The organism is Pantoea sp. alder81, from assembly GCF_020179835.1.
Classification (GTDB): domain Bacteria; phylum Pseudomonadota; class Gammaproteobacteria; order Enterobacterales; family Enterobacteriaceae; genus Pantoea.
This window is the reverse complement of sequence record NZ_JAIUDA010000001.1, coordinates 520,568-543,405: the sequence shown is the minus strand read 5'-3', so window position 1 is coordinate 543,405 and position 22,838 is coordinate 520,568. Positions and strand designations below refer to the sequence as shown.

At 54.1% G+C, this 22,838-nt stretch carries 27 protein-coding genes; 10 read left to right on the top strand and 17 right to left on the bottom strand.

Annotation, left to right across the window (positions count from 1 at the left end; all coding sequences use genetic code 11):
* Positions 1-277: 277 nt before the first annotated feature.
* Positions 278-2,371 (top strand): TonB-dependent siderophore receptor, encoded by a 2,094-nt coding sequence (locus tag LBW88_RS02625; protein WP_224929089.1) that lies wholly within the window; start codon positions 278-280, stop codon positions 2,369-2,371.
* Positions 2,372-2,432: 61 nt separating this feature from the next.
* On the opposite strand, the gene LBW88_RS02620 is transcribed toward LBW88_RS02625, so the two are convergent.
* On the bottom strand, positions 2,433-2,681 hold the full coding sequence (locus LBW88_RS02620) for a GlsB/YeaQ/YmgE family stress response membrane protein (RefSeq protein ID WP_224929091.1): 249 nt from the start codon (positions 2,679-2,681) through the stop codon (positions 2,433-2,435).
* A gap of 186 nt (positions 2,682-2,867) precedes the next feature.
* Between LBW88_RS02620 and LBW88_RS02615 the strand changes: the two genes are divergently transcribed.
* Positions 2,868-3,602, top strand: a complete 735-nt coding sequence (locus tag LBW88_RS02615) for a flagellar brake protein (protein WP_224929094.1) — start codon at positions 2,868-2,870, stop codon at positions 3,600-3,602.
* 89 nt (positions 3,603-3,691) lie between these two features.
* The gene (locus tag LBW88_RS02610; protein WP_058959679.1) at positions 3,692-4,819 is read left to right on the top strand and encodes a mechanosensitive ion channel family protein; all 1,128 of its coding nucleotides are present in this window, start codon (positions 3,692-3,694) and stop codon (positions 4,817-4,819) included.
* A gap of 34 nt (positions 4,820-4,853) precedes the next feature.
* Here LBW88_RS02610 and LBW88_RS02605 read toward each other — a convergent pair whose 3' ends face one another.
* The 7 genes from LBW88_RS02605 to LBW88_RS02575 all read right to left on the bottom strand — a co-directional run bounded on the left by LBW88_RS02605 (position 4,854) and on the right by LBW88_RS02575 (position 12,491).
* Positions 4,854-6,341, bottom strand: coding sequence for an FGGY family carbohydrate kinase (locus tag LBW88_RS02605; protein ID WP_224929097.1), 1,488 nt, complete (start codon positions 6,339-6,341; stop codon positions 4,854-4,856).
* A gap of 2 nt (positions 6,342-6,343) precedes the next feature.
* Complete coding sequence (locus LBW88_RS02600) at positions 6,344-7,288, bottom strand: transketolase family protein (RefSeq protein WP_224929100.1); 945 nt, start codon at positions 7,286-7,288, stop codon at positions 6,344-6,346.
* Positions 7,281-8,111 (bottom strand): transketolase, encoded by an 831-nt coding sequence (locus LBW88_RS02595; RefSeq protein WP_224929102.1) that lies wholly within the window; start codon positions 8,109-8,111, stop codon positions 7,281-7,283. The genes LBW88_RS02600 and LBW88_RS02595 overlap by 8 nt, the downstream gene beginning before the upstream one ends.
* A 196-nt stretch (positions 8,112-8,307) precedes the next feature.
* The gene (locus LBW88_RS02590; RefSeq protein WP_224929105.1) at positions 8,308-9,408 is read right to left on the bottom strand and encodes an ABC transporter permease; all 1,101 of its coding nucleotides are present in this window, start codon (positions 9,406-9,408) and stop codon (positions 8,308-8,310) included.
* 2 nt (positions 9,409-9,410) lie between these two features.
* Positions 9,411-10,925: a sugar ABC transporter ATP-binding protein gene (locus LBW88_RS02585; protein ID WP_224930284.1), complete on the bottom strand. Its 1,515-nt coding sequence runs from the start codon at positions 10,923-10,925 to the stop codon at positions 9,411-9,413.
* Positions 10,925-11,536, bottom strand: coding sequence for a DUF2291 family protein (locus tag LBW88_RS02580; protein WP_224929107.1), 612 nt, complete (start codon positions 11,534-11,536; stop codon positions 10,925-10,927). The genes LBW88_RS02585 and LBW88_RS02580 overlap by 1 nt, the downstream gene beginning before the upstream one ends.
* 13 nt (positions 11,537-11,549) lie before the next feature.
* On the bottom strand, positions 11,550-12,491 hold the full coding sequence (locus LBW88_RS02575) for a D-ribose ABC transporter substrate-binding protein (protein WP_224929110.1): 942 nt from the start codon (positions 12,489-12,491) through the stop codon (positions 11,550-11,552).
* Positions 12,492-12,675: 184 nt separating this feature from the next.
* Between LBW88_RS02575 and LBW88_RS02570 the strand changes: the two genes are divergently transcribed.
* Positions 12,676-13,623: a sugar-binding transcriptional regulator gene (locus LBW88_RS02570; RefSeq protein ID WP_200571400.1), complete on the top strand. Its 948-nt coding sequence runs from the start codon at positions 12,676-12,678 to the stop codon at positions 13,621-13,623.
* A gap of 72 nt (positions 13,624-13,695) precedes the next feature.
* Here LBW88_RS02570 and emtA read toward each other — a convergent pair whose 3' ends face one another.
* A complete protein-coding gene (gene emtA, locus LBW88_RS02565; protein ID WP_224929113.1) occupies positions 13,696-14,325 on the bottom strand; it encodes a membrane-bound lytic murein transglycosylase EmtA in 630 nt (209 codons plus the stop codon).
* Positions 14,326-14,488: 163 nt separating this feature from the next.
* Between emtA and ldcA the strand changes: the two genes are divergently transcribed.
* Positions 14,489-15,412 (top strand): muramoyltetrapeptide carboxypeptidase, encoded by a 924-nt coding sequence (gene ldcA / locus LBW88_RS02560; RefSeq protein ID WP_224929116.1) that lies wholly within the window; start codon positions 14,489-14,491, stop codon positions 15,410-15,412.
* 23 nt (positions 15,413-15,435) lie between these two features.
* Positions 15,436-16,098 carry an MBL fold metallo-hydrolase gene (locus tag LBW88_RS02555; RefSeq protein ID WP_224929119.1) on the top strand — a complete coding sequence of 221 codons (663 nt, stop codon included), beginning with the start codon at positions 15,436-15,438 and terminating at the stop codon, positions 16,096-16,098.
* Here the strand turns inward: LBW88_RS02555 and LBW88_RS02550 are convergent, their stop codons facing one another.
* The 4 genes from LBW88_RS02550 to LBW88_RS02535 all read right to left on the bottom strand — a co-directional run bounded on the left by LBW88_RS02550 (position 16,099) and on the right by LBW88_RS02535 (position 17,629).
* Positions 16,099-16,512 (bottom strand): GNAT family N-acetyltransferase, encoded by a 414-nt coding sequence (locus LBW88_RS02550; protein WP_224929122.1) that lies wholly within the window; start codon positions 16,510-16,512, stop codon positions 16,099-16,101.
* A gap of 22 nt (positions 16,513-16,534) precedes the next feature.
* Positions 16,535-16,918 (bottom strand): hypothetical protein, encoded by a 384-nt coding sequence (locus LBW88_RS02545; protein WP_224929125.1) that lies wholly within the window; start codon positions 16,916-16,918, stop codon positions 16,535-16,537.
* Positions 16,919-17,050: 132 nt separating this feature from the next.
* Positions 17,051-17,272: a YgdI/YgdR family lipoprotein gene (locus tag LBW88_RS02540; RefSeq protein WP_038647524.1), complete on the bottom strand. Its 222-nt coding sequence runs from the start codon at positions 17,270-17,272 to the stop codon at positions 17,051-17,053.
* A gap of 177 nt (positions 17,273-17,449) precedes the next feature.
* On the bottom strand, positions 17,450-17,629 hold the full coding sequence (locus LBW88_RS02535) for a hypothetical protein (RefSeq protein ID WP_045813892.1): 180 nt from the start codon (positions 17,627-17,629) through the stop codon (positions 17,450-17,452).
* A 202-nt stretch (positions 17,630-17,831) separates the two neighbouring features.
* On the opposite strand from LBW88_RS02535, the gene LBW88_RS02530 reads away from it, so the two are divergent.
* Positions 17,832-18,161, top strand: a complete 330-nt coding sequence (locus LBW88_RS02530) for a hypothetical protein (protein WP_200680425.1) — start codon at positions 17,832-17,834, stop codon at positions 18,159-18,161.
* A gap of 60 nt (positions 18,162-18,221) precedes the next feature.
* Complete coding sequence (locus LBW88_RS02525) at positions 18,222-18,773, top strand: hypothetical protein (protein WP_224929128.1); 552 nt, start codon at positions 18,222-18,224, stop codon at positions 18,771-18,773.
* 25 nt (positions 18,774-18,798) lie between these two features.
* Here the strand turns inward: LBW88_RS02525 and LBW88_RS02520 are convergent, their stop codons facing one another.
* The gene (locus LBW88_RS02520) at positions 18,799-19,005 is read right to left on the bottom strand and encodes a DUF2767 family protein (protein WP_224929131.1); all 207 of its coding nucleotides are present in this window, start codon (positions 19,003-19,005) and stop codon (positions 18,799-18,801) included.
* 184 nt (positions 19,006-19,189) lie between these two features.
* Between LBW88_RS02520 and LBW88_RS02515 the strand changes: the two genes are divergently transcribed.
* The gene (locus tag LBW88_RS02515) at positions 19,190-19,438 is read left to right on the top strand and encodes a DUF883 family protein (protein WP_034822005.1); all 249 of its coding nucleotides are present in this window, start codon (positions 19,190-19,192) and stop codon (positions 19,436-19,438) included.
* A 64-nt stretch (positions 19,439-19,502) separates the two neighbouring features.
* On the opposite strand, the gene LBW88_RS02510 is transcribed toward LBW88_RS02515, so the two are convergent.
* Both LBW88_RS02510 and LBW88_RS02505 read right to left on the bottom strand, forming a co-directional pair.
* Positions 19,503-19,700 carry a hypothetical protein gene (locus LBW88_RS02510; RefSeq protein ID WP_224929134.1) on the bottom strand — a complete coding sequence of 66 codons (198 nt, stop codon included), beginning with the start codon at positions 19,698-19,700 and terminating at the stop codon, positions 19,503-19,505.
* 100 nt (positions 19,701-19,800) lie between these two features.
* Positions 19,801-19,998: a DUF6404 family protein gene (locus LBW88_RS02505; protein ID WP_414004067.1), complete on the bottom strand. Its 198-nt coding sequence runs from the start codon at positions 19,996-19,998 to the stop codon at positions 19,801-19,803.
* A gap of 205 nt (positions 19,999-20,203) precedes the next feature.
* Between LBW88_RS02505 and LBW88_RS02500 the strand changes: the two genes are divergently transcribed.
* Positions 20,204-21,460, top strand: a complete 1,257-nt coding sequence (locus LBW88_RS02500) for a mechanosensitive ion channel family protein (protein ID WP_224929139.1) — start codon at positions 20,204-20,206, stop codon at positions 21,458-21,460.
* Positions 21,461-21,522: 62 nt separating this feature from the next.
* Here LBW88_RS02500 and icd read toward each other — a convergent pair whose 3' ends face one another.
* Positions 21,523-22,773: an NADP-dependent isocitrate dehydrogenase gene (gene icd / locus LBW88_RS02495; RefSeq protein WP_224929142.1), complete on the bottom strand. Its 1,251-nt coding sequence runs from the start codon at positions 22,771-22,773 to the stop codon at positions 21,523-21,525.
* Between the last annotated feature and the right edge of the window lie 65 nt (positions 22,774-22,838).

The window sequence follows — 22,838 nt, the reverse complement described above, 5'->3', positions numbered from 1 at the left end:
CCTTTCCCTCTGTAGTCGTTAAAACGTCGATAACCGCTGCTACTGTTTTGTTCGTCAAACGGTAGCAGCGCAACGCTTTTGCGATATCCTGGCTTCAGATTGGTAATGCCATCCCTCCTGTTGATTTCCTCACAATCTCTTGAACCCACATTAACAACTTGAAACACACCTCACTTAAAGATAATAATTCTCACTCTTAATTTTAATCGTATTCTCATTAGTTTTGTGGCGATGGTGCTTCGCTGCTTTTTACCTGCTTCCCGTTAAAGGATTTTCGATGACGCTTTTTACCCTCAATCGTGGCCGCGTGCTGTGCGCACTGGCTCTGGCCCTACCTGCCGCAACCTTCGCGGAAGAATCCATTGTGGTCACCGCGCAACCGCAAGAGAGCGCCAACTCACCGACGCAAGGCTATCTCGCCACCCGCAGTAGTGGGAGTAAAACCGACCAGCCGTTGATCACCACTCCGCAGTCCATTTCAGTGGTGACCCGTCAGCAGATGGAAGATCAGGGCGCACTCGATCTCAATCAGGCACTGAACTACACGCCGGGTGTGTTCACCAACTTCGGTGGTGCCGCCACCCGTTATGACACCATTGCGCTGCGCGGTTTCCATGGCGGCGACGTCGATAACACCTTCCTGGATGGCTTGCGCATCATGAGTGATGGCGGCAGCTTTAACATCCTGCAGGTGGACAACTGGTTCCTCGATCGCGTTGACGTGATCAAAGGCCCCTCTTCCGCACTTTACGGCCAGACCGTGCCCGGCGGGTTAGTGAATCAGGTCAGTAAGCGGCCGCAGTTCGCTGAAGAGGGCCATTTCCGCCTGTCGACCGGCACCAACGCCACCAACAGCGCCGCCTTTGATTACACCAATGCGATTAACGATCAGTGGGCATTCCGTCTCACCGGCATCACGCGTAACAGCGACACGCAATACGATCACACCCGCGAAGAAAAATATGCGATTTCGCCACAGTTGCTGTGGCAGCCCAGCGAAGACACCAGTCTGGTACTGCGTGCCTATCTGCAAAAAGATCCGTCCGGGGGTTATCACGGTTCCGTGCCCGCTGAAGGCACGCTTTACAGCCACAATGGCCGTAAGCTGAGTGATGGATTTTACGAAGGCGACAGTGCGCTGGATCAGTTCAAGCGCCACGAGCAGATCTACAGCTACGACTTCTCGCACCGCTTCAATGAAGTGTGGTCTGTCTACTCCACTGCCAGCTATAGCCACTCTAATGTCGATCTCGATCAGGTGTATCAGATTGGCTGGAATGCCACCAATCCGGATCTGCTGACCCGCTACTTCTCCGGTGAACGTTCTTCTCTCAGCGCATGGGCCAACGACAACCGCCTGCAGGCCGATTTTGCCACTGGTGCGCTGCAGCATCGTGTGATCCTCGGTGCCGAGTACCATCGTTATAAGAACGATTTAAGCAAAGCCGGTGGCTATGCGAGTTCCCTGAATCCATGGACCGGCGAAGCGGTTGGCAACATGCCGGATTACAGCTGGAGTGAGGAAACCCGCCGTTACTACCAGACCGGACTCTACTTGCAGGATGAAATGCAACTTGACCGCTGGCATCTGGATCTCTCCGGCCGCTACGACCGTATCGTCTCCAATAATGGCACCAGCCGTCGTCAGGATGACCACATCAGCGGCCGTGCTGCACTGTTGTATGCGTTCGACAGCGGTATTTCACCGTACGTCAGTTGGAGCCAGGCGATTACTCCGGCCTCTCTGACCGACCCGTATGGCAATCAGTTGAAGCCGACCACTTCCGAGCAATATGAAGCCGGTGTGAAATACCAGCCGGTGGGCACGCGCGATATGTACTCCATCGCGCTGTATGATTTGACGCAGAACGATGTGGCGAACCGTAACGTGGTGGATAGCACCTTTACTCCATCGGGAAAAGTGCATTCGCAGGGCATTGAGCTGGAAGCACGCAACCAGCTGACGCCGCGCCTCAGCACCATCGCCGGTTATACCCTCAACCATCTGCGCTACAAGGATTCGGTAGACGGCAATGATGGCCACACGCCATACGTCACGCCGAACAGCATGGCATCATTCTGGGGTCACTATCAGTTTGATTACGGCCTGAGCGCGGGCGCGGGTGTGCGTTATATCGGTAAGCAGTGGGCTGATAATGAAAACACCACACGTTTGCCGTCAGTGACGCTGTTTGATGCTTCCGTACGGGCCGATCTCGGTGCGTGGGATTCACAGTTGAAAGGGGCATGGCTGCAGGTGAATGCCAATAACCTGACCGACAAAAAGTATCTCGCCGCCTGCTATGGCACCGGTTACTGCTATCGCGGTGCGGAGCGGACCATTACCGCCACCGTGGGTTACGATTTCTAACCGCCATAAAAAAATCCGCATCCCGTTGGGGATGCGGATTTCATTAAATCAGGGTGTACTGCTAGGTACGCACTTTACGGTAGATCCACAGCACCACGATGGCACCAATCACCGCCACCACGAAGCTGCCAAAGTTGAAACCGTCAACCTTGCCGAAGCCAAACAGGGTACTGATCCAGCCGCCAACCACCGCGCCGACAACCCCTAATACCACAGTGATGATGAATCCGCCGCCATCTTTACCTGGCATGATCCATTTAGCGATGATCCCGGCAATCAAACCAAAAATAATCCATGAAAGAATACCCATTTACTGCTCCTTACGTTATGAATCAAGGTGTTCACTGCGATTAGTATAGTCGGATATTTTTAATCTGCTTGATGAACATCACAGTAAAAAAATAGTTAGCAGGCTAAAGCTTTTTGTCAGGCCGTCGATAACAGTTCGATAGCCGTGTCACCCGTGATAATAACAATCGGATAAGTGGAGCAGGATGTGAAAGACGCCGATAACGAACAATATCTCAAACGAGGCACCCTTGCTGTTTTAAACGTAATGAAGGATTTGTTACGTTTCCAGACCCCATTAATGGTCAGTTTTTCGCGCGGTCAATTTATCAGCCGCATGTTGGATGCCGATGAAGATCGCGTAATCTTCGATCTTGGCAGTAATGCACTGGATAACGATTTAGCGCTGCAGGGCGGTGAAGTGAATATCGCTGCAGAAACCCAGGGTGCTAAAGTGGAATTCGGCTTGATCAAACTGGAGCGCACCGAGTTTGAAGGCTTACCCGCTTTCGCTGCCCCGCTGCCTGAGCTGCTGTGGCAGATTCAGCGTCGTGAATTTTTCCGTGTTTCAGCTCCGATGGAACCGGTGTTTTACTGCCATACGCAGTGGCCGGATGGTAGCAAAGCGCGTTTTCGTTTACAGGATCTCTCTCTCGGTGGCGCGGGCGTATTGCTGGATGACAGCTTGCCGGAGGGCCTGAATCGGGGTGATACCTTTAAGAACCTGCGCGTGGAATTGGGCGAATACGGTCATTTTGAGGTCACCGCGCAGCTGCTGCATATAGGCGAGCGCAGCACGGTCACCAGCAAGAATGAAACCCGCACAACTCCTCGTCTCAGCTTCCGGTTTACCGCCATTGAGCCCGTACAGGAACGCCAGCTACAGCAAGTGATCTTTGCGCTGGAACGTCTGGCCCGAGACAAAGCGAATCGCTTCCAGTAATTCCCTGCTGGCGCCACAAAAGGCGCCAGCCAGGCTATCCTTTCCTTGCTTTCACTTTTTATCGCCTCCCAGCAAGGAGAATCTCCCCAATGGAAAACTGGCTTTCTGCCCATCGTTTACAACTCATTTTTCTCAATCAAACCTTCTGGATAAACAGCGCCATCATCGTCTTCGGTACTCTGATGATGTATTGGCTTTTGCGTACCCTCATCCGCTTTGTATCCAACCGTATTGCGCACTACAGCGAGCAGCGGAATCACCGCGTCACCACACTGCTGGTGGAAATTTTGCGCAGCACCAGCCAGCCTTTGCTGCTGATTTTCTCATTACTGATTGCACTGAGATTTGTCGACCTACCCGCCAGCTGGAGTGTGACGATTGCACACGGCTGGTTCCTGGCCTTTATTCTGCAAATGACCATGTGGATTGACTGTGGCATCCGGCTCTGGCTACAGAGTTTGCTGCGTGATCCATTGCACGTGCGCAATCCGGTGACCACGGTGATCCTCGGCATTCTGCTACGTGTGGTGGTGTGGGTGATGATGATGTTGGCGATCCTGTCCAACATGGGCATCAATATTACGGCACTGGTCGCCAGCCTCGGCGTCGGCGGCATTGCGATCGCCCTGGCGATTCAGACGGTGTTGAGTGACGTATTTGCCTCGCTGGCCATTGGTTTTGACAAGCCCTTTGAGCATGGCGATTTTATTGTGTTCGGCGATGTGGCGGGCTCAATCGAACACATTGGTCTGAAAACCACCCGGCTGCGCAGCCTCAGCGGCGAACAGATCGTTTGCTCGAACACCATCTTGCTGCAGCAGACCATCCACAATTACAAACGCATGCAGCAGCGTCGCATCGTGTTTAAGTTCGGCATCAATTACGGTACGCCTGCTGAGAAAGTGCGACAAATTGGTAGCATGGTGAAGGAGATCATTCAGGATGTGCCGGATACTCGTTTTGACCGCGCACATTTCCTCGCTTTTGATGAGTCGCAGCTGACATTTGAAGTGGTCTACTTCGTGCTCAGTGCCGAGTACAACAAGTATATGGACATCCAGCAGGAAATTAACCTCCAGCTGATGGCGCAACTGGAGCAGAAGCAGATTCGTTTTGCTTTCCCAATGCGTCGCGTCGAGTTTACGGGGGGTGTATTACCACGGATTAATCTCAGCGATGCCTCCAATGAATCCTCACCCCAGACGGCACAACGTTAGTGACCGATGTTCAGGCGGTTACCCCGCCTGAACGCTAATGCGGTTGATAACGACAACGCGCCACCGCTTCCAGCCAGCCGCGATAATTCTCCTGCATGATGGCCGCGCGATCGCTGCGCGGTTCAACCACGCTGCCTCCCTGCAGCGCCTGCATATCACTGCCCTGCTGCCACCAGCCGAGTAAACGTCCCGCCAGCAACGCGGCACCAAGCGCGGAGACTTCGGCGGTGGGTGCACGTTTTAATGGTCGCTGCAACACGTCTGCCTGTAGCTGCATCAGCCAACTGTTTTCGGTTGCCGTGCCATCGACACAGAGCGCGGGCAGTTGCACACCACTGGCCTGCTCCATGGCGAAGAACACGTCGGCGATCTGGAAGGTGATCGATTCCAGCGCCACCCGCGCCAGCACCTCTGGCGTGGCTGCATCGGTGAGGCCGCACACCATGCCGCGCGCTTTCAAATCCCACCAGGGTGCGCCCAGGCCCGATAATGCCGGCACGAAGTAGATGCCCTGATTGTGTTCGCTGCGCTGCGCCATCGCCGTCAGTTCACGTGGATCGCTGATGCCCAGCATGCGTCCCAGCCAGGCGGCACCTGAACCGGTGTGGGTAATGTTGCCCTCAAAGGCAAAACGCAGCGTGCCATCGTGCCAGGCCACCGTGGTACTGAGGCCATTCTCGGTCAGCAGTGGCGTTGCCATCGACATCATCAGCGATGAACCGGTACCGTAAGTGGCTTTCACCACTTCTTCACCCGCACTGCGTTGCGCCTGCAAAGCCGCATGAGAATCTCCGATGCGCGACAGAATCGGCGTGCCCGCTTTCAGCCCGGGGATGTCCTGTACTGTGACCACACCCTGCGCACTGGCGGAGGGCACAATGTGCGGCAGTGCCGCACGCGGGATATGGAACAGCGCCAGCAGTTCGTCATCCCAGTCACCGCTGTGCAAATTGTAGAGTTGGGTGCGAGCCGCGTTGGCGTGATCGGTGACAAAACTTTCGCCGCCGCTTAATTGCCAGCTGAGCCAGCTATCCACCGTGCCGATGCAGAGTTCACCGGCTTGTGCACGCGCCAGTCCATCCGGAATTGTCGCCAGCATCCCGGTGAGTTTGCCCGCCGGAAACATCGGGTCCACCGCCAAGCCGGTTAAACCGGTGATGCGTGGCGCTTTGCCCGCCATGCGTAAATCGCGACAAAAGGCTTCCGAACGGCGATCCTGCCAGCTCACCAGCGGCGTCAACGGCTGGCCGTCGCGGCGCTGCCAGATCAGCACCGACTCTCGCTGGTTGCTGATCGCTACTGCGGCCACATCTGCCCCGTCGCACTGCGTCAGACAGCTTTCTATCGCCTGTTTCACTGCCTGCCAGATCGCCATTGGATCCTGCTCGGCCAATCCCGGCTGCGGATGGGCCAGCGTCAGAGGTTGACTGCCGCGCGCCACCACGTTGCCTGCACGGTCCACCGCAATGGCTTTCGCATTCGTCGTACCTTCATCAATTGCCAGTATTAATGGACCCGCCATGTTTACGCTCCTGCACACATGCGCACTGCACTCTTCACCACGCTGGCGGCGTCGATACCATGATGCGCGCGCGTGGAGGCGCGATCGCCAGCAATCGCGTATTGCCCATCCGGGATGCCCAGACGCAACAGCGGAATACCGCAGCCGCCTTCAGCCAGCACTTCTGCCACCAGGCTGCCGACGCCGCCATTGACGTTGTGTTCTTCTACGGTGATCACCGCCGGATAATGCTTTAACAGCTCTTGCAGGCGTTGGGTATCACAGGGACGAATTGATGGAATGGCGATCACACCTGCGCTGATTCCCTGTTCCTGTAATTGCTCAGCCGCGTTCACCGCCTCATGTACGGTGGAGCCCATTGCCACCAGCACGATGTCGTTGCCTTCACGCAGCACGTCGATCTGGCCGGGACGGAACTGGTAGTTTTCATCGTGCAGCTGCGGCAGGTCTTTACCATCCAGACGGATGTAAACCGGACCCACATGTGCAAGGGCATAATCGATGATCTGGCGGCACTCGAGCGGGCAGGATGGCGCGTAAATTTCGATATTGCCGAAGCCACGCATCACCGCAATATCATCAATGCTGTGGTGGGTGCTGGCCAGCGGGCCATAGCTGGCACCGGCATTCAGGCCAAACAGTTTGACGTTGGTGTTGTTGTAGCAGACATCCACTTTCACCTGCTCATTGGCGCGCGAAATCAGGAACGGTGCTGCATTACAGGTCACCGCCACTTTACCACCAATCGCCAGACCCGCCGCCGTGCCCACCAGCGTTTGTTCCGCGATGCCAACGTTGATCAGGCGATCCGGGAACGCTTTAATAAAGGGCGATATTTTGGCCGTCGAGGTCGAATCCGCCACCACCGGCACCAGATCCACACCGCGATTCACGGCATCAATAAAGGCCTCCACCATCACCGTAGCCAGGTGTTTTGCATTACTCATCTTTCAATTCCTCCAGTGCCAGTTCGATCTCTTCCCCTTTCGGCACGCGGTGATGCCACTCTGGTTTGCCCTGAATAAAGGAGATGCCAAAGCCTTTCTCGGTATGCGCCACAATCACCTGCGGCTTGCCGTTGCGCGGCAGGTTTTCAATGGTTTCCACCACGGAAGCCATATCGTTGCCATTACACTCGGTGACTTCCAGACCGAAGGCGCGCCATTTGTCCGGCAGCGGATCGGTGTTCATGATGTCGCGCGTATGCCCCGCCAGCTGCAGTTTGTTCTTGTCGTTGATGATCACCAGGTTATCGAGGTTGTAGTGCGCCGCCACCAGCGCGGCCTCCCAGTTACTGCCCTCGGCCAGTTCGCCGTCGCCGGTGACCACAAAGATGCGGCGGTCGCTGTTGTCTTTCTTCGCCGCCAGCGCAATGCCGACCGCCACCGGTAAACCGTGGCCCAGCGCACCGGTGTTGAGTTCCACGCCCGGCGTTTTCTGTCGCACCGGATGACCCGGCAGATGCGAATCCGAATGCTGATAAGTCGGCAGCCATTCCGTCGGGAAGTAGCCCGCCTCTGCCAGCACACAGTAATAGCCGCCGACCGCATGCCCTTTCGACTGGATGTAGATGTCACGCTGCGGATCGTTGGTGCGATCCGGTGCGCAATTCAGGATGCGGAAGTAGAGCGCCGTCAGGATTTCGACCTGAGAGAGATCGGCACCGGTGTGTCCACCCGCCGGGCTACCCGCATTCAGCTGGATGATGCGGCGACGCACGGCGCGCGCTTTCGCGGTCAGGTCCGCCACCGAGTATTTGAAAGGATTCATAGACACCTCTGCATTTTAAAGCGTTATTGAATATATATTCACAACAGATAAAAAATTTACCCAGATTTTTACCCTAAATAAACTGAGTTGCGGGAAGGCGGCCAACTCGTAAATCCCCAGGAGCTTACTCAGGTAAGTGACTGGGGTGAGCGAGTGCAGCCAACGCACCTGCGGCTCGGCTTATGACGGGTAACGATTAACCTTTGGCCTCACCTTCCTGAATCATTGCCTTCTGTGCCACCACTGCGGCTTTCTGCTGCATGCGGCTTTGCATTTGATCGATGATCACCGCCACGATAATCACGATGCCTTTGATCACCATTTGCCAGAACTCGCTGACGCCCATCATGATCAGACCGTCCGCCAGGAAGCCAATTACAAAGGCCCCCACCAGCGTGCCCAAAATGGTGCCACGCCCTCCGGCCAGTGAAGTGCCACCGAGCACCACCGCCGCAATCGCATTCATCTCAAATGAAGTACCGTTGGCCGGATGGCTGGCCACCAACTGCGAGGAAACCACAATGCCGGCAATCGCCGCACAGAAACCTGAAATGGTGTACACCCAGATTTTTACTGACTTCACTTTGACGCCGGAGAGTTCTGCCGCACGCTCGTTATCACCAATCGCATACACCTGACGGCCAAACGGCAGGCGGCGTGCCACATAGGCAATCACTAACGCCAATACCACCATCATCCAGATCGCCCATGGCAGGCCAAGGAAATAGCCCGCGCCGATCTTGTCAAAACCGGTGTTACCGAGCTGTGGATTGCCCTGCAAGCCGGGAAACGTTTCGCCGCCAGAGGTCAGCATCGCTGCCCCGCGCAGGATGTACATGGTGCCCAGCGTGCAGATAAACGGGGCCACATTGTATTTCGTGATGATCCAGCCATTCACTGCACCAATCAGTCCGCCCACCACTAACACCACGGGCACAATTACCCAGACGCTGGGAAAGATGGCAATACCAAACATCGGCAACACAATGCCTTTGGTGATCAACCAGCCGGCAACCATGCCGCACAGGCCCAGCGTGGCACCGATGGAGAGATCAATCCCCGCCGTGATAATGACAAAGGTGATGCCGAGCGCCAGAAACGCATTGATGGCGATGTGTTTGACCATGATCACCATGCTGCCCACCGCGAGGAAATCCGGCACGGTGATGGCGAAGAAGCCAACAATGAGGAACAACGCGATAAAGGTGCGCAGCTTCAGCAGCAGCAGAATCATGCCTTCACGTGAGTTGAAAACCTTACCTGGCGAAGCGAGCGCCATTGCGCCATTGTTTTTCATGCTCAGAACCCCTGTGCACTTGCTTTAACCAGCGCTGCCTCTTCCGCTTCCGCGCGCGGCAGGTCAGCTGTCAACTTGCCGCCGGACATCACAAGAATGCGATCGGCGACAGCCATAATTTCTTTTAGATCGGAGGTGGAAAACACCACGGCAATGCCCTGCTCTGACAGTTTCACCATCATGCGGAACACTTCCGCTTTGGCCCCGACATCAATACCCCGGCTTGGCTCATCCAGCAGCAATAAACGCGGGTTGGTGAGCAAGGAACGGCCAATCACCACTTTCTGCTGATTGCCGCCACTCAGCGCACTGATCGCCACCTCGGGGGAGGAGATTTTGATCGCCAGATTGCCCACGGTGCTGTTCACCGCTTCCCGCTCTGCCTGTTCCGAAATCACGGTGCGATGGGACAGACGACGCCATAAACTGGCAATAGTGAGATTGCTGGCCACGGAGGAGACTGGGAAAATACCGGCCCGCTTGCGATCTTCCGGCACTAGGCTCATGCCCATACGAATGCGTTCGGCGGTCGGCAAGCGCGTCGGCAGCGGTTTGCTGTCCAGCCACAGCTTGCCGAGATAGTTGCGCTGACTGCCGAGCAGGCACTCAAACAGCTCAGTGCGTCCCGCGCCCATCAGTCCATAAATGCCGACGATCTCCCCGGCGCGCACGTTAAAACTGACGTCGTCCACCAGCTTATTGCCATGGGCACTGACGCAGGTGATGTGCTCGGCTTCCAGCACCGCGGCGCCGAACTGACGATCGGGCGGCAGAAAGTTACTCACTGGCTCGCTGCCGAGCATTTCACGCACGATCCACGGCACATCGATGTCGCTGACCTTCGCTTCCGCCTGAAAACGACCGTCGCGCAGGATGGTGATCACATCGCCAATCGCCATCAGTTCCTCAAGGCGATGCGAGATGTAGATGATGGAAACGCCCTGCCGCGTCAGTTCGCGGATCACACGGAACAGGATCTCCACTTCTGTTTTGCTCAGCGCCGACGTCGGTTCATCCAGAATTAAGATGTCGGCGTTCTCTGCCAGCGCTTTGGCGATTTCCACCAGTTGCTGCTGGCCCACTTTCAGGTTGCCGACGATCTCATCCGGCGAAATCGGCTGGTCGAGACGTTGCAATAACGCAGCGGTACGGCGCTTCTGTTCTGCTTCGTTAATCGGGCTGATGCCGCGCTGGATTTCCCGCCCCAGGAAGATGTTTTCCGCCACGCTCAGGTTCTCAAACAGATTGAGTTCCTGATGCACCATGCCGATACCGTGGCGGGCGGCGTCTCGCGTACTGCTCAACACCACTTTTTCGCCGTTGAGGAACATTTCGCCACTGGTGGGCTGCTGTACCCCGGCGAGAATCTTCATTAACGTGGATTTCCCCGCCCCGTTTTCGCCGATGATGACGTTCACTTTGCCGCGCCAGACACGATAATCGACACGATCCAGCGCCAGAGTGCCCGGGAACAGCATCGACATTTGACTGGCCTGCAAGATGATTTCATCGCTCATCATGGATTCCCCTGCTGCAACTGAATCGCCACCACATCATCCACCTGATTCGGCTCCATGCTGACCGCTAACAGCGCCTGCACCGGTTTACCTACCCAGCTGGCATCGACCGGCGGAAGTTGCTTAACCGCATGCCGGTTCAACGCTTTGGTCAGCTGCGCGTATTGCACCTGGTTGGTGAACTCTTCAAAGCGATAGCCCGCCGCATCACGAATCGCATTACTGCGCAGCACCGGTCCAATCAACACCTTGACCGGTTTGCCATTGATGGTGACGGTCAGGCTGCGTTCACGTTCGTTGCTGTTATCAAAGGCGGTGACGGTGCCAGCGGCACGCACAAACACGCTTTCGCTGCCCCCCGCTTTGACGGTATGACTTTTGGTTTCCATATCCGCCCAGCTAAGCGCCTGCTTCTCGGCCGGTTGCTGCACCCGGCTGGCCCAGCTTGCTTCCGCAATTTGCTGTGGCGTCTGGTTGCTGTAACCGGGTTTGGCATTGGGATCTTTCGGCATGATGGGATTGCCGTTTGCATCGAGATCCACCACGGTGCAGGCGGTTAACATCAGCGATAGGAGCCCAACCATCAGCCCGGCTGCTGCTTTTCCCTTCATGCCGACCTCCGTCTTATTTCGCCAGGTTGAAGTTTTTCAGCTTCGAGGCATTGCTGTCGTCGATCAGCACGCAATCCATCAGCTGCTTCTCTTCTTTTTGCGCTTTGCCGTTTTTCAGGTAGTAATCCACCTGCTCAACCGCCATCTGAGCCTGATCCCAGCCCGGCTGCAGCACCGTGGCTTTGATGTTGCCTTTATTGATGATGGAGTCACGGGTGTAGTCGCTGCCGTCAAAGCCGACCACAATCACGTTGGTTTTACCGGCGGCTTTCAGCGCCGCTTCCGCACCCAGCGCCATAGTGTCGTTTCCGGAGATCACCCCCACGATATTGGGATTCTTCTGCAGAATGGTTTCCATACGGCTGAAGGCTTCGGTCTGGCTCCAGTTGGCACTCTGCTGCGCCACCATCTTCATATCGGGATAGTCATCCAGCACGTCGTGATAGCCCTGCGAGCGCACGCCCGCGTTGGTATCCGACTCTTTGCCCAGCAGCTCGACGTAGTCACCTTTGCCGTTCAGCAGCTTGGCGAACTTCTCTGCACCCAGCTGCGCGCCCTGGTAGTTATTGGAGACAATCTGCGCCACGGCGATACCGGTTTTGTTGATCTCACGGTCTATCAGGAAGGTTGGGATACCGGCATCTTTGGCTTTCTGCACCGGGCCAACGGTAGCGTCTGCGCCGGCGTTATCCAGGATGATCGCTTTGGCCTTACGCGCAATGGCGGTATCGATCAGCTGGTTCTGCTTATTCACATCATCATCGTGCGAGGCCACCAGCGTGGTGTAGCCGAGCGCTTTGGCCTTCTCCTGCGCACCGTCGGCTTCGGCTTTAAAGAACGGGTTATCGTGAGACGGCGTGATAATGGCAATCAAACCTTTTTCTGCCGCCAGCGTTGCCGCTGAGGCCAACATCAGTGAAGCCAGTAGGGTCATTTTGAGGACAGAAGCTTTCATTGATTTTTCTCCGCTTGAATATATATTCAATTGCGATTTTATATGCATAATGACTATGCGCTGGCTTGTCTAACTCGTCCATCGCGCGATCCTGAAAAAGCGAAAACGATCACAAAATGTTCTGCGTTGTTATTTATGACTGGCTGATTAACAATACCAGGCAGGTTAAGAGAGAGAAAAAACCATGGCAAAACAGGATGAACAGCGGCTGATGGTGAAAATCGCCACGCTTTATTATGTGGAAGGCATGAAGCAGTCCGACATTGCCCAGCTGCTGAAGCTGTCGCAATCCTTTGTGTCACGCATCCTTAATCGCAGCGTGAAAGAAGGCGTGGTGAAGATCAGCGTGGTGCCGCCAGCCAATGTCTATCCCGAACTGGAGAAGGCGATTGAGCAACAGTATCAGCTGCCACAGGTGATTGTGGTGGATGTGCCGGATCAGGCTTCCGCGCTGCAAATTAAACAGGCAATTGGTTCAGCGGCAGCGCACTATCTGGAAACTCGTTTGCGCGCCGATGAGCTGATCGGAATTTCATCATGGAGTGGCACCATTCGCGCGATGGTGGATGCATTACATCCGCTCACTGCGCCCTGCAAAGGCGTGATCCAACTGCTCGGCGGCGTGGGTGCTAACGGCAACGTGCAGGCTACCATCCTGACGCAAAATCTGGCGGCGCTGCTGGATTGTCCGGCCTGGCTGCTGCCGTCACAGTCGATTGAACATTCGGTACAGGATCGCCAACGCTTATCAGTGAACCCAGACGTGGCCGTGGTGCTGGAAAAGTTTGATCAGGTGGATCTGGCGATCGTCGGCATCGGCGATCTTGAGCCTTCGGCGCTGCTGCGCAACTCGGGTAACTACTATGACGGCGAGATGCTGCGCACGCTGGCAGAACGCGGTGCGGTGGGCGATATCTGCCTGCATTACTTTGACGCTGAAGGAAAGCCAGTGCTGAGCGCCGAGGAAGATCCGGTGATTGGCATGGAACTGGCGCAGGTCAAGCAGTGCGCACAAGTAGTGGCGCTGGCGGGCGGCAAAGAAAAAGCCCAGGCGATTCGTGGGGCGTTACGCGGCGGGTATGTGAAAGTGCTGATTGTGGATTATCCAACGGCACGGTTGCTGATGGAATGATGTCATTGAAGCTGGCGCCATGAATGGCGCCTCTATCGGAGACGAGTGCACCGTTAAGCGCACCGGAAGATATCAGCCAATGGTGCGATAAGCCGTGGTGACCTTCCATAAATAACGTGGAGCCTGTGCCGCCGGATGTTTGTTCTGAACATGCTGGTAAAACTCGTCTGGCGACATGGAATTGATCATCGCAATCGCCTGATCGCGATTACGTGAGAACGTGCGCAGCAGCGCACCGGCACCGTTGGCGTAGGAAACAATGGTGGCATAGCGCAGCGTCAGTGGATTTCGAATACCGGCCAACTCAGAATCCTGCAGCAGCTTGAGATAAGCCGCACCGATATCGATATTCTTTGCCGGATCGCGCAATTCTGATGACGTCGGCTGACCGTGGCGTCCCTGGGTGCGATACACCGCACGACCCGCCGTTGAGGCTTTAATCTGCATCAACCCTACCGCGTTTGAACGGCTGGTAACGGTGGGATTGCCTCCGGATTCGACACTAATAATGGCGCTGATTAACTTCTCATCAACGCCATAATGACTGGCGGCATCTTCGGTAAACAGTGACCATGCATCATTCACTTTCGACGGGGGTGCCTGGGTTAATGGCGTATTTTTCTCTGGCACGACCGTTTTTTCTGGCTCACTAGCACAGCCCGCGAGCAACAGCGCAGATAGCATAAGTAGTCGAATTTTCACTGATTTTTGGTTCCGCAATAGAGTTGGCGCAAGCTATCATACCTGGCGCAGCGCAATGCAAAATTACCGTTTATCCTAAATACGTAAAAAACCTTGTGCTACCGTGACTTCAGTAACGGATTTCGCCATCATCGGCAGGCCACTTTAAATCAGGATGAACGCTATGCTTTCCCCTCGCTCCATTCGTCTGATCGCCCCCTCTGGCTATTGCCATAATCAGGATGCGGCCCAACGCGCTGTGAGTCGTTTACTGGCACAGGGACATCAGTTGGACAACTTATCAGCGATTTCGCGCCGCTTCCAGCGTTTTGCGGGCGACGATGGGGAACGATTAAATGATGTGAATCAGTTGGCAACGTTGACCACCCTGCCCGATATCGTGCTGGCGGTGCGAGGCGGTTACGGTGCGTCACGATTACTGGATCAAATTGATTATGTGGGTTTGCAGCGCCAACTGCTCAACCAGCCGATTGCCCTGTGTGGCCACAGTGACTTCACCGCGATTCAGCTGGCGTTGCTGGCGCAAACCGGATTGGTGACCTTCAGCGGCCCAATGCTGGCAGGCAACTTCGGCGCAGAGGCATTATCCGAATTTACCCTGTCACACTTTTGGCAGGCGCTCTCTTCTCCTACAGTCAATATCAGCTGGCAGTCTCACAGCCCGGATGCAGGGCGCTGGCAAGGAACGTTGTGGGGCGGCAATCTGGCGATGATCTGTTCTCTGATCGGCACGCCGTGGATGCCACAGATTGAAAACGGCATTTTGGTGATCGAGGATGTGAATGAGCATCCTTTCCGCATTGAACGTATGCTGATTCAACTGCATCAGAGCGGTATTCTGGCGCGTCAGCAGGCGATTATCACCGGCAGTTTTACCAGCACCTCACTGTCTGCCTATGACAATGGTTTCGATTTTGCCAGCGTATGGCAACGCATCCGCGATGAATACCAGATTCCGGTCATCAGCGATCTGGCGTTTGGCCACGATGCCGATACCGTCACGCTGCCGCTGGGCGCCAGCGCGACCTTACAGCTTGAACAGGGCGAAGCACAGCTTGCCTTCACCGGCCACCCGACATTGCGCTAACGTTTTGCCGCAGGAGACCGACATTGAAGCCACTGTACGAAGATTTGTGGATCTCCACCCCGGAATTTCCCGCCGAAGAAACGGCGAATGATTTAATGATGCATGGCTTTATGCTGCGCCATCCGCGCGGCAATCTGGTCATCGGCCGTATCGAACATCCGCTCGATCATGAATTTCTCAATGATGCGGGCGGCGTGATTCGCCACTACTTCACCCACTGGCATGAAGCCGCGCCCGGTGCCGTGGCAATCCAGCAGCGCTTTAACAGCGCGCTATACTGCCACAGCCGTTCATTGGGACCCGTAAGCCTTATCGTCGAACCCGATGAGACCTTCATCCAGCAGGAAACCCATTTTGGCGATTTCCATCTGCTGCCGACACCTGGACACACGCCAGGCAGCTGCAGTTATCTTTATCATTCCCCGCTGGGCCAGACTTATCTGTTCGTTGGCGATACCTTGACCTGTGATTACAACCGCTGGATCAGCGTGCTGGTGCCAGAGAGTAATCCGCAGGAATTGCAGCAATCGCTGGAGCTGTACCGCGCACTGCGTCCGGACGTCGTGCTAATGAGTACCACGCGCGGTCACCTGTCATGGGCGAAAGTCGATTTGCAGAGTTGGCTGGCGGCAATCGATGAGGCAGAACAGTCGCCGCTGGATTTACGCCAGCAGCCACTGATGTAGCTACAGCGATTTACTGAGATAGTGACGCTGATGGTGACGCGGGTAATTATCGAGGCTGAAGCGTAAGCTGTAGCCCATCTTTTCATAGAAAGGGCGCGCCTGGAAACTGGCCGTATCAACCTGTGCATAGCGGCAACCACGGGCGCGGGCTTCTGTTTCGGCGGCCTGAATCAACTGTGTGCCGGCACCCTGCCCGCGTAACGCATCCCCTACCCACAGCAGATCAATCCGCAGCCAGTTGCCAAAGGTGGAGCCGGTCAATCCGGCCAGCTTGCGGCCCGAAGCATCCTTAATGAATACCCCTATTGCCTGCATCTCACTGGGATCGATAAAGCGGCTGTTATATTCGGTGAGGCCAAGACGGACGTCATCCAGATCTTGTGCGGTGACGGTGTCGGTTACGCTTAATTGCATCGTCTTCTCCTTTGACTGGCAACTATGAATTGGGGCGCTGGCTGTCGTCGTAACGCTCCAGCGAAAGAATTTCTGTATCGCGTTTTTCGGTACGATTGCAGGGAATCAGTTTATCGCTATTGGCAAAGACAAAGAACGTATCGTCATTATTTTTGTTCACAATCAGCTGATCGCCATTACGAAAACGGGTGATCGCCACTTTGTCACCGCCTTGCAAACGGGTGCGCTGTTGTCCTGCAGCAACCTGAAAATGTCGACTGGGCCACATCAGGGTGCTCAAACCATACCCCGCGCGCGACACCGTCATGGTCGGTCGTCCTGGGCAGGTAATTTGAAACTCGCTGTCGCTCCACGCTGGCGCGATTTGGCACGCCATTAAGCCAACGGCAATAGCTATCGCCTTCATTGGGTTCTCCGCTGAGGTTAGATGATGATTTCGTTGGAATTTATGCCGGGAAGCGTAACACAGAAAAAAGCGGGATGACGGATAATGGCCCGCTGAATGCGGGCCTGCAAAGATAGGAGATACTGTAAACGTTTAATTAACCGAGTTCATATCTTTGATTTGATTACGGTTTATCTGCTGTTCTTTACCATCAATATCTTTGTAAGTAATCATGCCGGTATCTTCATCCACTTTGGGTTTGCCTTGCACCACAATGGTTTGTCCATCAGTGGTGTGCAGGACGTGATCGGATGCGCAGCCCGCCAGTAGTAGGCCAAGGCTAAAAGTACCAATTAAAAGCAGTGTCTTTTTCATCTCATCCTCCTTTTGGATTCACTGTCAGGTTTAGCACAGCGCTCAGTCATGTGAACCAGGAGAAAGATTAATCTGTGAAGAACAATCGCTGCGCATCAGCCGGTAACGACTGAGCAGCAGCTATATTGCATGGATTTCCATCACAAACGGATGGGAGAAGGAACACACTGAAGGGAATTACTCTGCTGCGACCTGAGCGGCCACTAACATTAACGCCAGACCCGCATCTTCCGGATCGAAGCCTTGCATCACTTCTTGAATGGCCGCTACACAGTTCATAATCTGCTTTTTTTTGTCGGCTTCTAATTTGTCAATCGCGTGCTGAAGAATCATTAAACTGGCTTCTTCTTCTTTCATAGATTTGCCCTTGTTTTGCTTACCTGATGCGCAACGCTGGCAAGAATAACGTTTATCTGCTACCAAAGTCACCCCTTTACATTCTTACCGCTTAACGATTAAGCAAATGGCAAATGGGAAGCGGTGCCAGACCTGCTATGATCAGCATATCAGTGAGCATTAGCGGGCCACTGCAAACAAGGATACGAACCAGGACAGGATCATGTTGCGAATCACGGTAGTACTCACCCTCTTATTATTGGCTGGCTGCAGCTCAACACCCAAAGGTGTCGACTGCCCGGGCGAAGTCGCGACCATTTATGGACAATCGATGGGGCAGACTCAGGCGCGCATTTTCGATTTAGTGAATGCTTTTACGGTCACGCGTGATGGCGTGGCGGTGAAAAGTGGCACGTTGCACTCCAGCGATCGTTTCCAGTATGTGCCTTCCGCCGTCACGCCCGAAGGCTTCACTGCGCAGCGTCTATCAAATAAGCAATTTCGCCTGATTAACCCTTATCAGAACACCATGATTACCTGGACGTGCCCTTAAACGTGCTTAGCCAGGCAAGATGGTTTATTGTCAGGCTTCCTCACGCTGCGGACCTGCATTATGGAAAAGAGTCTGGATAATAACGGCTACATCGATTTCCCCTTCCCCGCTTCCACCAACGCGGATGGCTCGGTAAATCCCTGTGGGTTCGACCTCACGCTGGAGACCGATCGCATCGACGAAATCTCGGCGGGTAAACATTCCGAAAATTTACGGCGTTTACTGGAAGAGGTGAATTTGCAGGATGGGGTGTTCATGACTTTAGCCTGTGACTGGCAGCAGCGTGATGATGGGGTGTGTGGATTTATCGATGTGGCATTACGCCCGGCACTCTCAAGTGGCAGCAGTGACGAAACGCAAAGCCTGGATCAGGCGTTTGAACTCTATCTGAGCCGTCAGGAGAAGCAGCACAACATGCAGGCGGGCACGCTGGTGAATTATGCGCGTGCCGTGTTGGATTGGGGTTGGTCGCCTTTGCATCAGCGCCATATGCGCTATGAGAAAGTCACCATTCGCTATTACTGCCAGCAAGCCGATGATGCCGAGTGGTGTTTTGACCATTTACGCCACTTTTTTGTGACCTGGTATCCGGCTTATCGCGGCAACGCGTAGGGTGTCAGTGAACACCCTCTTGCACTTATGGCCTGACCAGGCGAATCGCATGTTCCAGCATCCGCTGTTCATCACGTTCGTCATGCGCGCGATGGTGGCGAGTACGCTGTAATAAATCGGTGATCTCGGCACGTTTGGTTTCATGACCACATTCAGACAGTACGATCACCGCGTCGCCAATGACCCGGCACACTTCATCGTAATCGTCTTCACTCAACACATCACGTTTCATCTCTCCTCCCGCTGTTGTCTGGCCTGAAAAACAGTGATGCAGAATGCACCTTTTCTCCATCAAGCCTGGACAGAATTCAGCATTCCTGCAAACCGCTGTTACAACCTCGTGGTTCTGCGGGTTGCTTGCCTGAAAATCTGTGACTACGCTGAATCGTAATATTCACAAACAGCAGGGAGTCATCATGACTGATAAAGCGGAAGCAAAATTGAACGAAGCAGCGGGCGCAGTAGAAGAAAAAATTGGGGAATGGACCGGCTCTCGCAAACATCAGGCTAAGGGTGCCGCGCGTCGTTATCCCGCACAAGCCAGTTATGCCGTGCAGGATGCAGCAGACTGCGTGGTCAAATCGGTACGTGATAACCCGGCGACGGGCCTGGCGGTTGCCGCCAGCATCGGTATCATTGTCGGATTCCTGCTCGGCAGGAAGTAATCGGTGATGGGGGGCCTGTGCGGCCCCAATACTCCGTGGTAATGACCAGCCTTATTCAACCTGACTAATGTCGATGACCCGCCTCATCCAACCTTTCCTGAATATGCTCATCCGGCGTCTCCGCCACATCAGCCGTACTGTTATTCACATCCAAATGACGACCATGATGCACCGAAGTGTAGAGCGGCTCGTCAGGCAGCTGCGCACAGCTACCGAATGAAATTAACAGAAAAAACCACGCCGCGATCGCCTTCTTACCCATCCCAACGCCCATCCACACAGATTTAAGTCGGCTAAGATTGCCTGAGAGAGTGCAAATTAGCGTCAGCGACACGCAAAGCTGTGTGGGCAGATGTGAGCAATCAGGCTTGCGAGCGACGCGCTTTGTATCGTGCGACCATGGTGATCAGCGCCTGATAAATCAGACCGGCATACAAGCTTTTCACTATGACCATCGGAATCGCCTCCCCTTGCGCCTGCCACGACATAAACCACATGAAGATGCCCCACAGCAGGGAAAACAGCAGCCAGCCTTTAACGAATTTGATTACACCCTGCATACCACCTCCAAAATCAGAAGCGCTGAAGATAACGGGTTTAAAGTAAAAAGGCACGATGATGGATTCATGAATGCTAACTGTTTCAAAGTTTTTCGAAATGTATTGTCATGAGCGAACCTTCTCAATAAATTGCGCACTTGTCGCATACAGTATGATGGCAGTTTGTGATTGAATCCCCGCCAACGTAGTCAGGCTTGTGGTTAAGATGAAATATTTAAGTGATATCCAGAGATTTATCGAAAGTAATACCTTGTTATCCACCACGTTTAGCCTGTTGCTATTGGTGATTGCCGGTATGGTGACCCATCTGATCTGCAAATTCTTTGTGGTAAAGGTGGTGCGTAAAGTCTTCTTTAGTTCGCACAAGAATCAGGTGCCACTCGATAAAGATGTAAGGCTTTCTGAGAAGCTCTCTAACTTTATCCCGGTGATCACGGTCTTTTTCCTGCTGCAGTTTATGCCGGACTTGCCCGAGCATTTGCTGATCGCGATAAAGACCATCTGCGGCATTTTGTTCTTTGTCTATCTGTCGCTGTTCTTCACTGAAGTGCTGGAGATCGTTAATAACTCCTATTCCCGCAAGTCAAAGCGCAAGAATCACTCGATCAAAGGTTATATTCAGGTCGGCAAAATTCTGGTGCACATCATTTCGGCGATTATGATTCTGGCGATTATGTCTAATAAATCACCAGTCATTATTATCTCGAGTTTGGGTGCGGTTGCCGCGGTATTGATGTTGGTCTTTCAGCACACCTTAATGTCGCTGGTGGCGAATATTCAGGTGTCATCCAACGATGTGCTGCAACTTGGCGACTGGATTGAGATGCCGGATAAAGGTATTAGCGGCGAAGTGATCGATATTGCGCTGCACACCATTACGCTGCGCAACTGGGATAACACTTTGTCGCGCATCCCAACAAAAAATTTCCTCACGGAAACCTATACTAACTGGCAGGCGATGTTCTCCTCCGGCGCGCGCCGAATCATGCGTAGCTTTCACCTCGACCAAATGTCGATTCGCTTTCTCGATCACGAACTCATTCAGCAGATGAGTCAGATTCGCGGCGTCAGCGAGCAGCTTTCATCGTTAATGGATGGACGAGACAGCAATGCCGTGGGTGACCGCTGGTTAGCCGAAAACGGCATAACTAACTTGACGGTGTTCCGCAAATATCTCACCGCGTGGCTGTCGCAGCGTGATGACATTAAGCAGGATATGTATATCGTGGTGCGCGCCATGAAGCCTTCGCCGGAAGGTTTGCCGGTAGAAGTCTATTGCTTCACCTCGTCGATATTTTGGGTTGAGTATGAGAATTCGCAATCAGCGATCTTCGAATATATTTATGCGATTGTCGGGCAGTTTGGGCTGCGCATGTATCAGCATCCAGGCGGCAATGATTTTTGGCGCTTGTCGCAGCAGCATGCATCAGCCTCCAAATCCGTTGAACAGCAAGCCGATTAATTTAGCGCATAAAAAAACGGGAGCCCATTGGGCTCCCGTTATGCATTCTGCCTGAGGGCAAATTACATGTTCGCGATGATCGCGTCACCAAACTCTGAACATTTCAGCAGTTTAGCGCCATCCATCAGACGCTCAAAGTCATAGGTCACGGTCTTAGCGGCGATTGCGCCTTCCATGCCTTTAACAATCAGGTCTGCGGCTTCGAACCACTCCATGTGGCGCAGCATCATTTCTGCGGACAGGATGACGGAACCTGGGTTCACTTTATCCTGACCAGCGTACTTAGGTGCAGTACCGTGGGTTGCTTCGAACAGTGCGCATTCGTCACCGATGTTTGCGCCAGGTGCAATACCGATACCGCCAACCTGTGCCGCCAGGGCGTCAGAGATGTAGTCACCGTTCAGGTTCATACAAGCGATAACGTCGTATTCGGCTGGACGCAACAGGATCTGCTGCAGGAAGGCGTCAGCGATCACGTCTTTCACGATGATCTCTTTGCCGGTGTTCGGGTTCTTGAACTTCATCCACGGACCGCCATCGATCAGCTCGCCGCCGAACTCTTCTTTCACCAACTGGTAGCCCCAGTCTTTGAAAGAGCCTTCGGTGAACTTCATGATGTTGCCTTTGTGAACCAGGGTCAGAGAATCACGATCGTTAGTGATAGTGTACTCAACCGCAGCACGCACCAGACGTTTAGTACCCGCTTCAGAGCACGGCTTCACGCCGATACCACACTGTTCTGGGAAGCGAATTTTCTTCACGCCCATCTCTTCGCGCAGGAACTTGATGACTTTATCCGCTTCTGGCGTGCCCGCTTTCCACTCGATACCGGCATAGATATCTTCTGAGTTTTCGCGGAAGATCACCATATCGGTCTCTTCTGGGCGTTTAACCGGGCTTGGGGTGCCGGTGTAGTAGCGAACCGGACGCAGACACACGTACAGATCCAGCTCCTGACGCAGCGCAACGTTCAGAGAACGAATACCGCCACCGACTGGGGTCGTCAGTGGGCCTTTGATGGCAACGCGGTACTCTTTGATTAAATCGAGGGTTTCTTGCGGCAGCCAGACGTCCTGACCGTAAAGCTCTACTGATTTCTCACCAGTATAAATTTCCATCCAGGAAATTTTACGCTCACCGTTGTAGGCTTTCTTCACAGCGGCATCAACCACTTTCAGCATTACAGGGGAAACATCAACGCCGATGCCATCACCTTCGATGTAAGGAATGACTGGGTTATTCGGAACGTTCAGTTTGCCCTGATCCAGGGTGATTTTTTGACCTTCCGCCGGAACAACTACTTTGCTTTCCATCAACCTCTCCTTCGAGCGATTTTTTGTTAATGATTTGTAAGATGCGGGTCAATACTACTTGAATA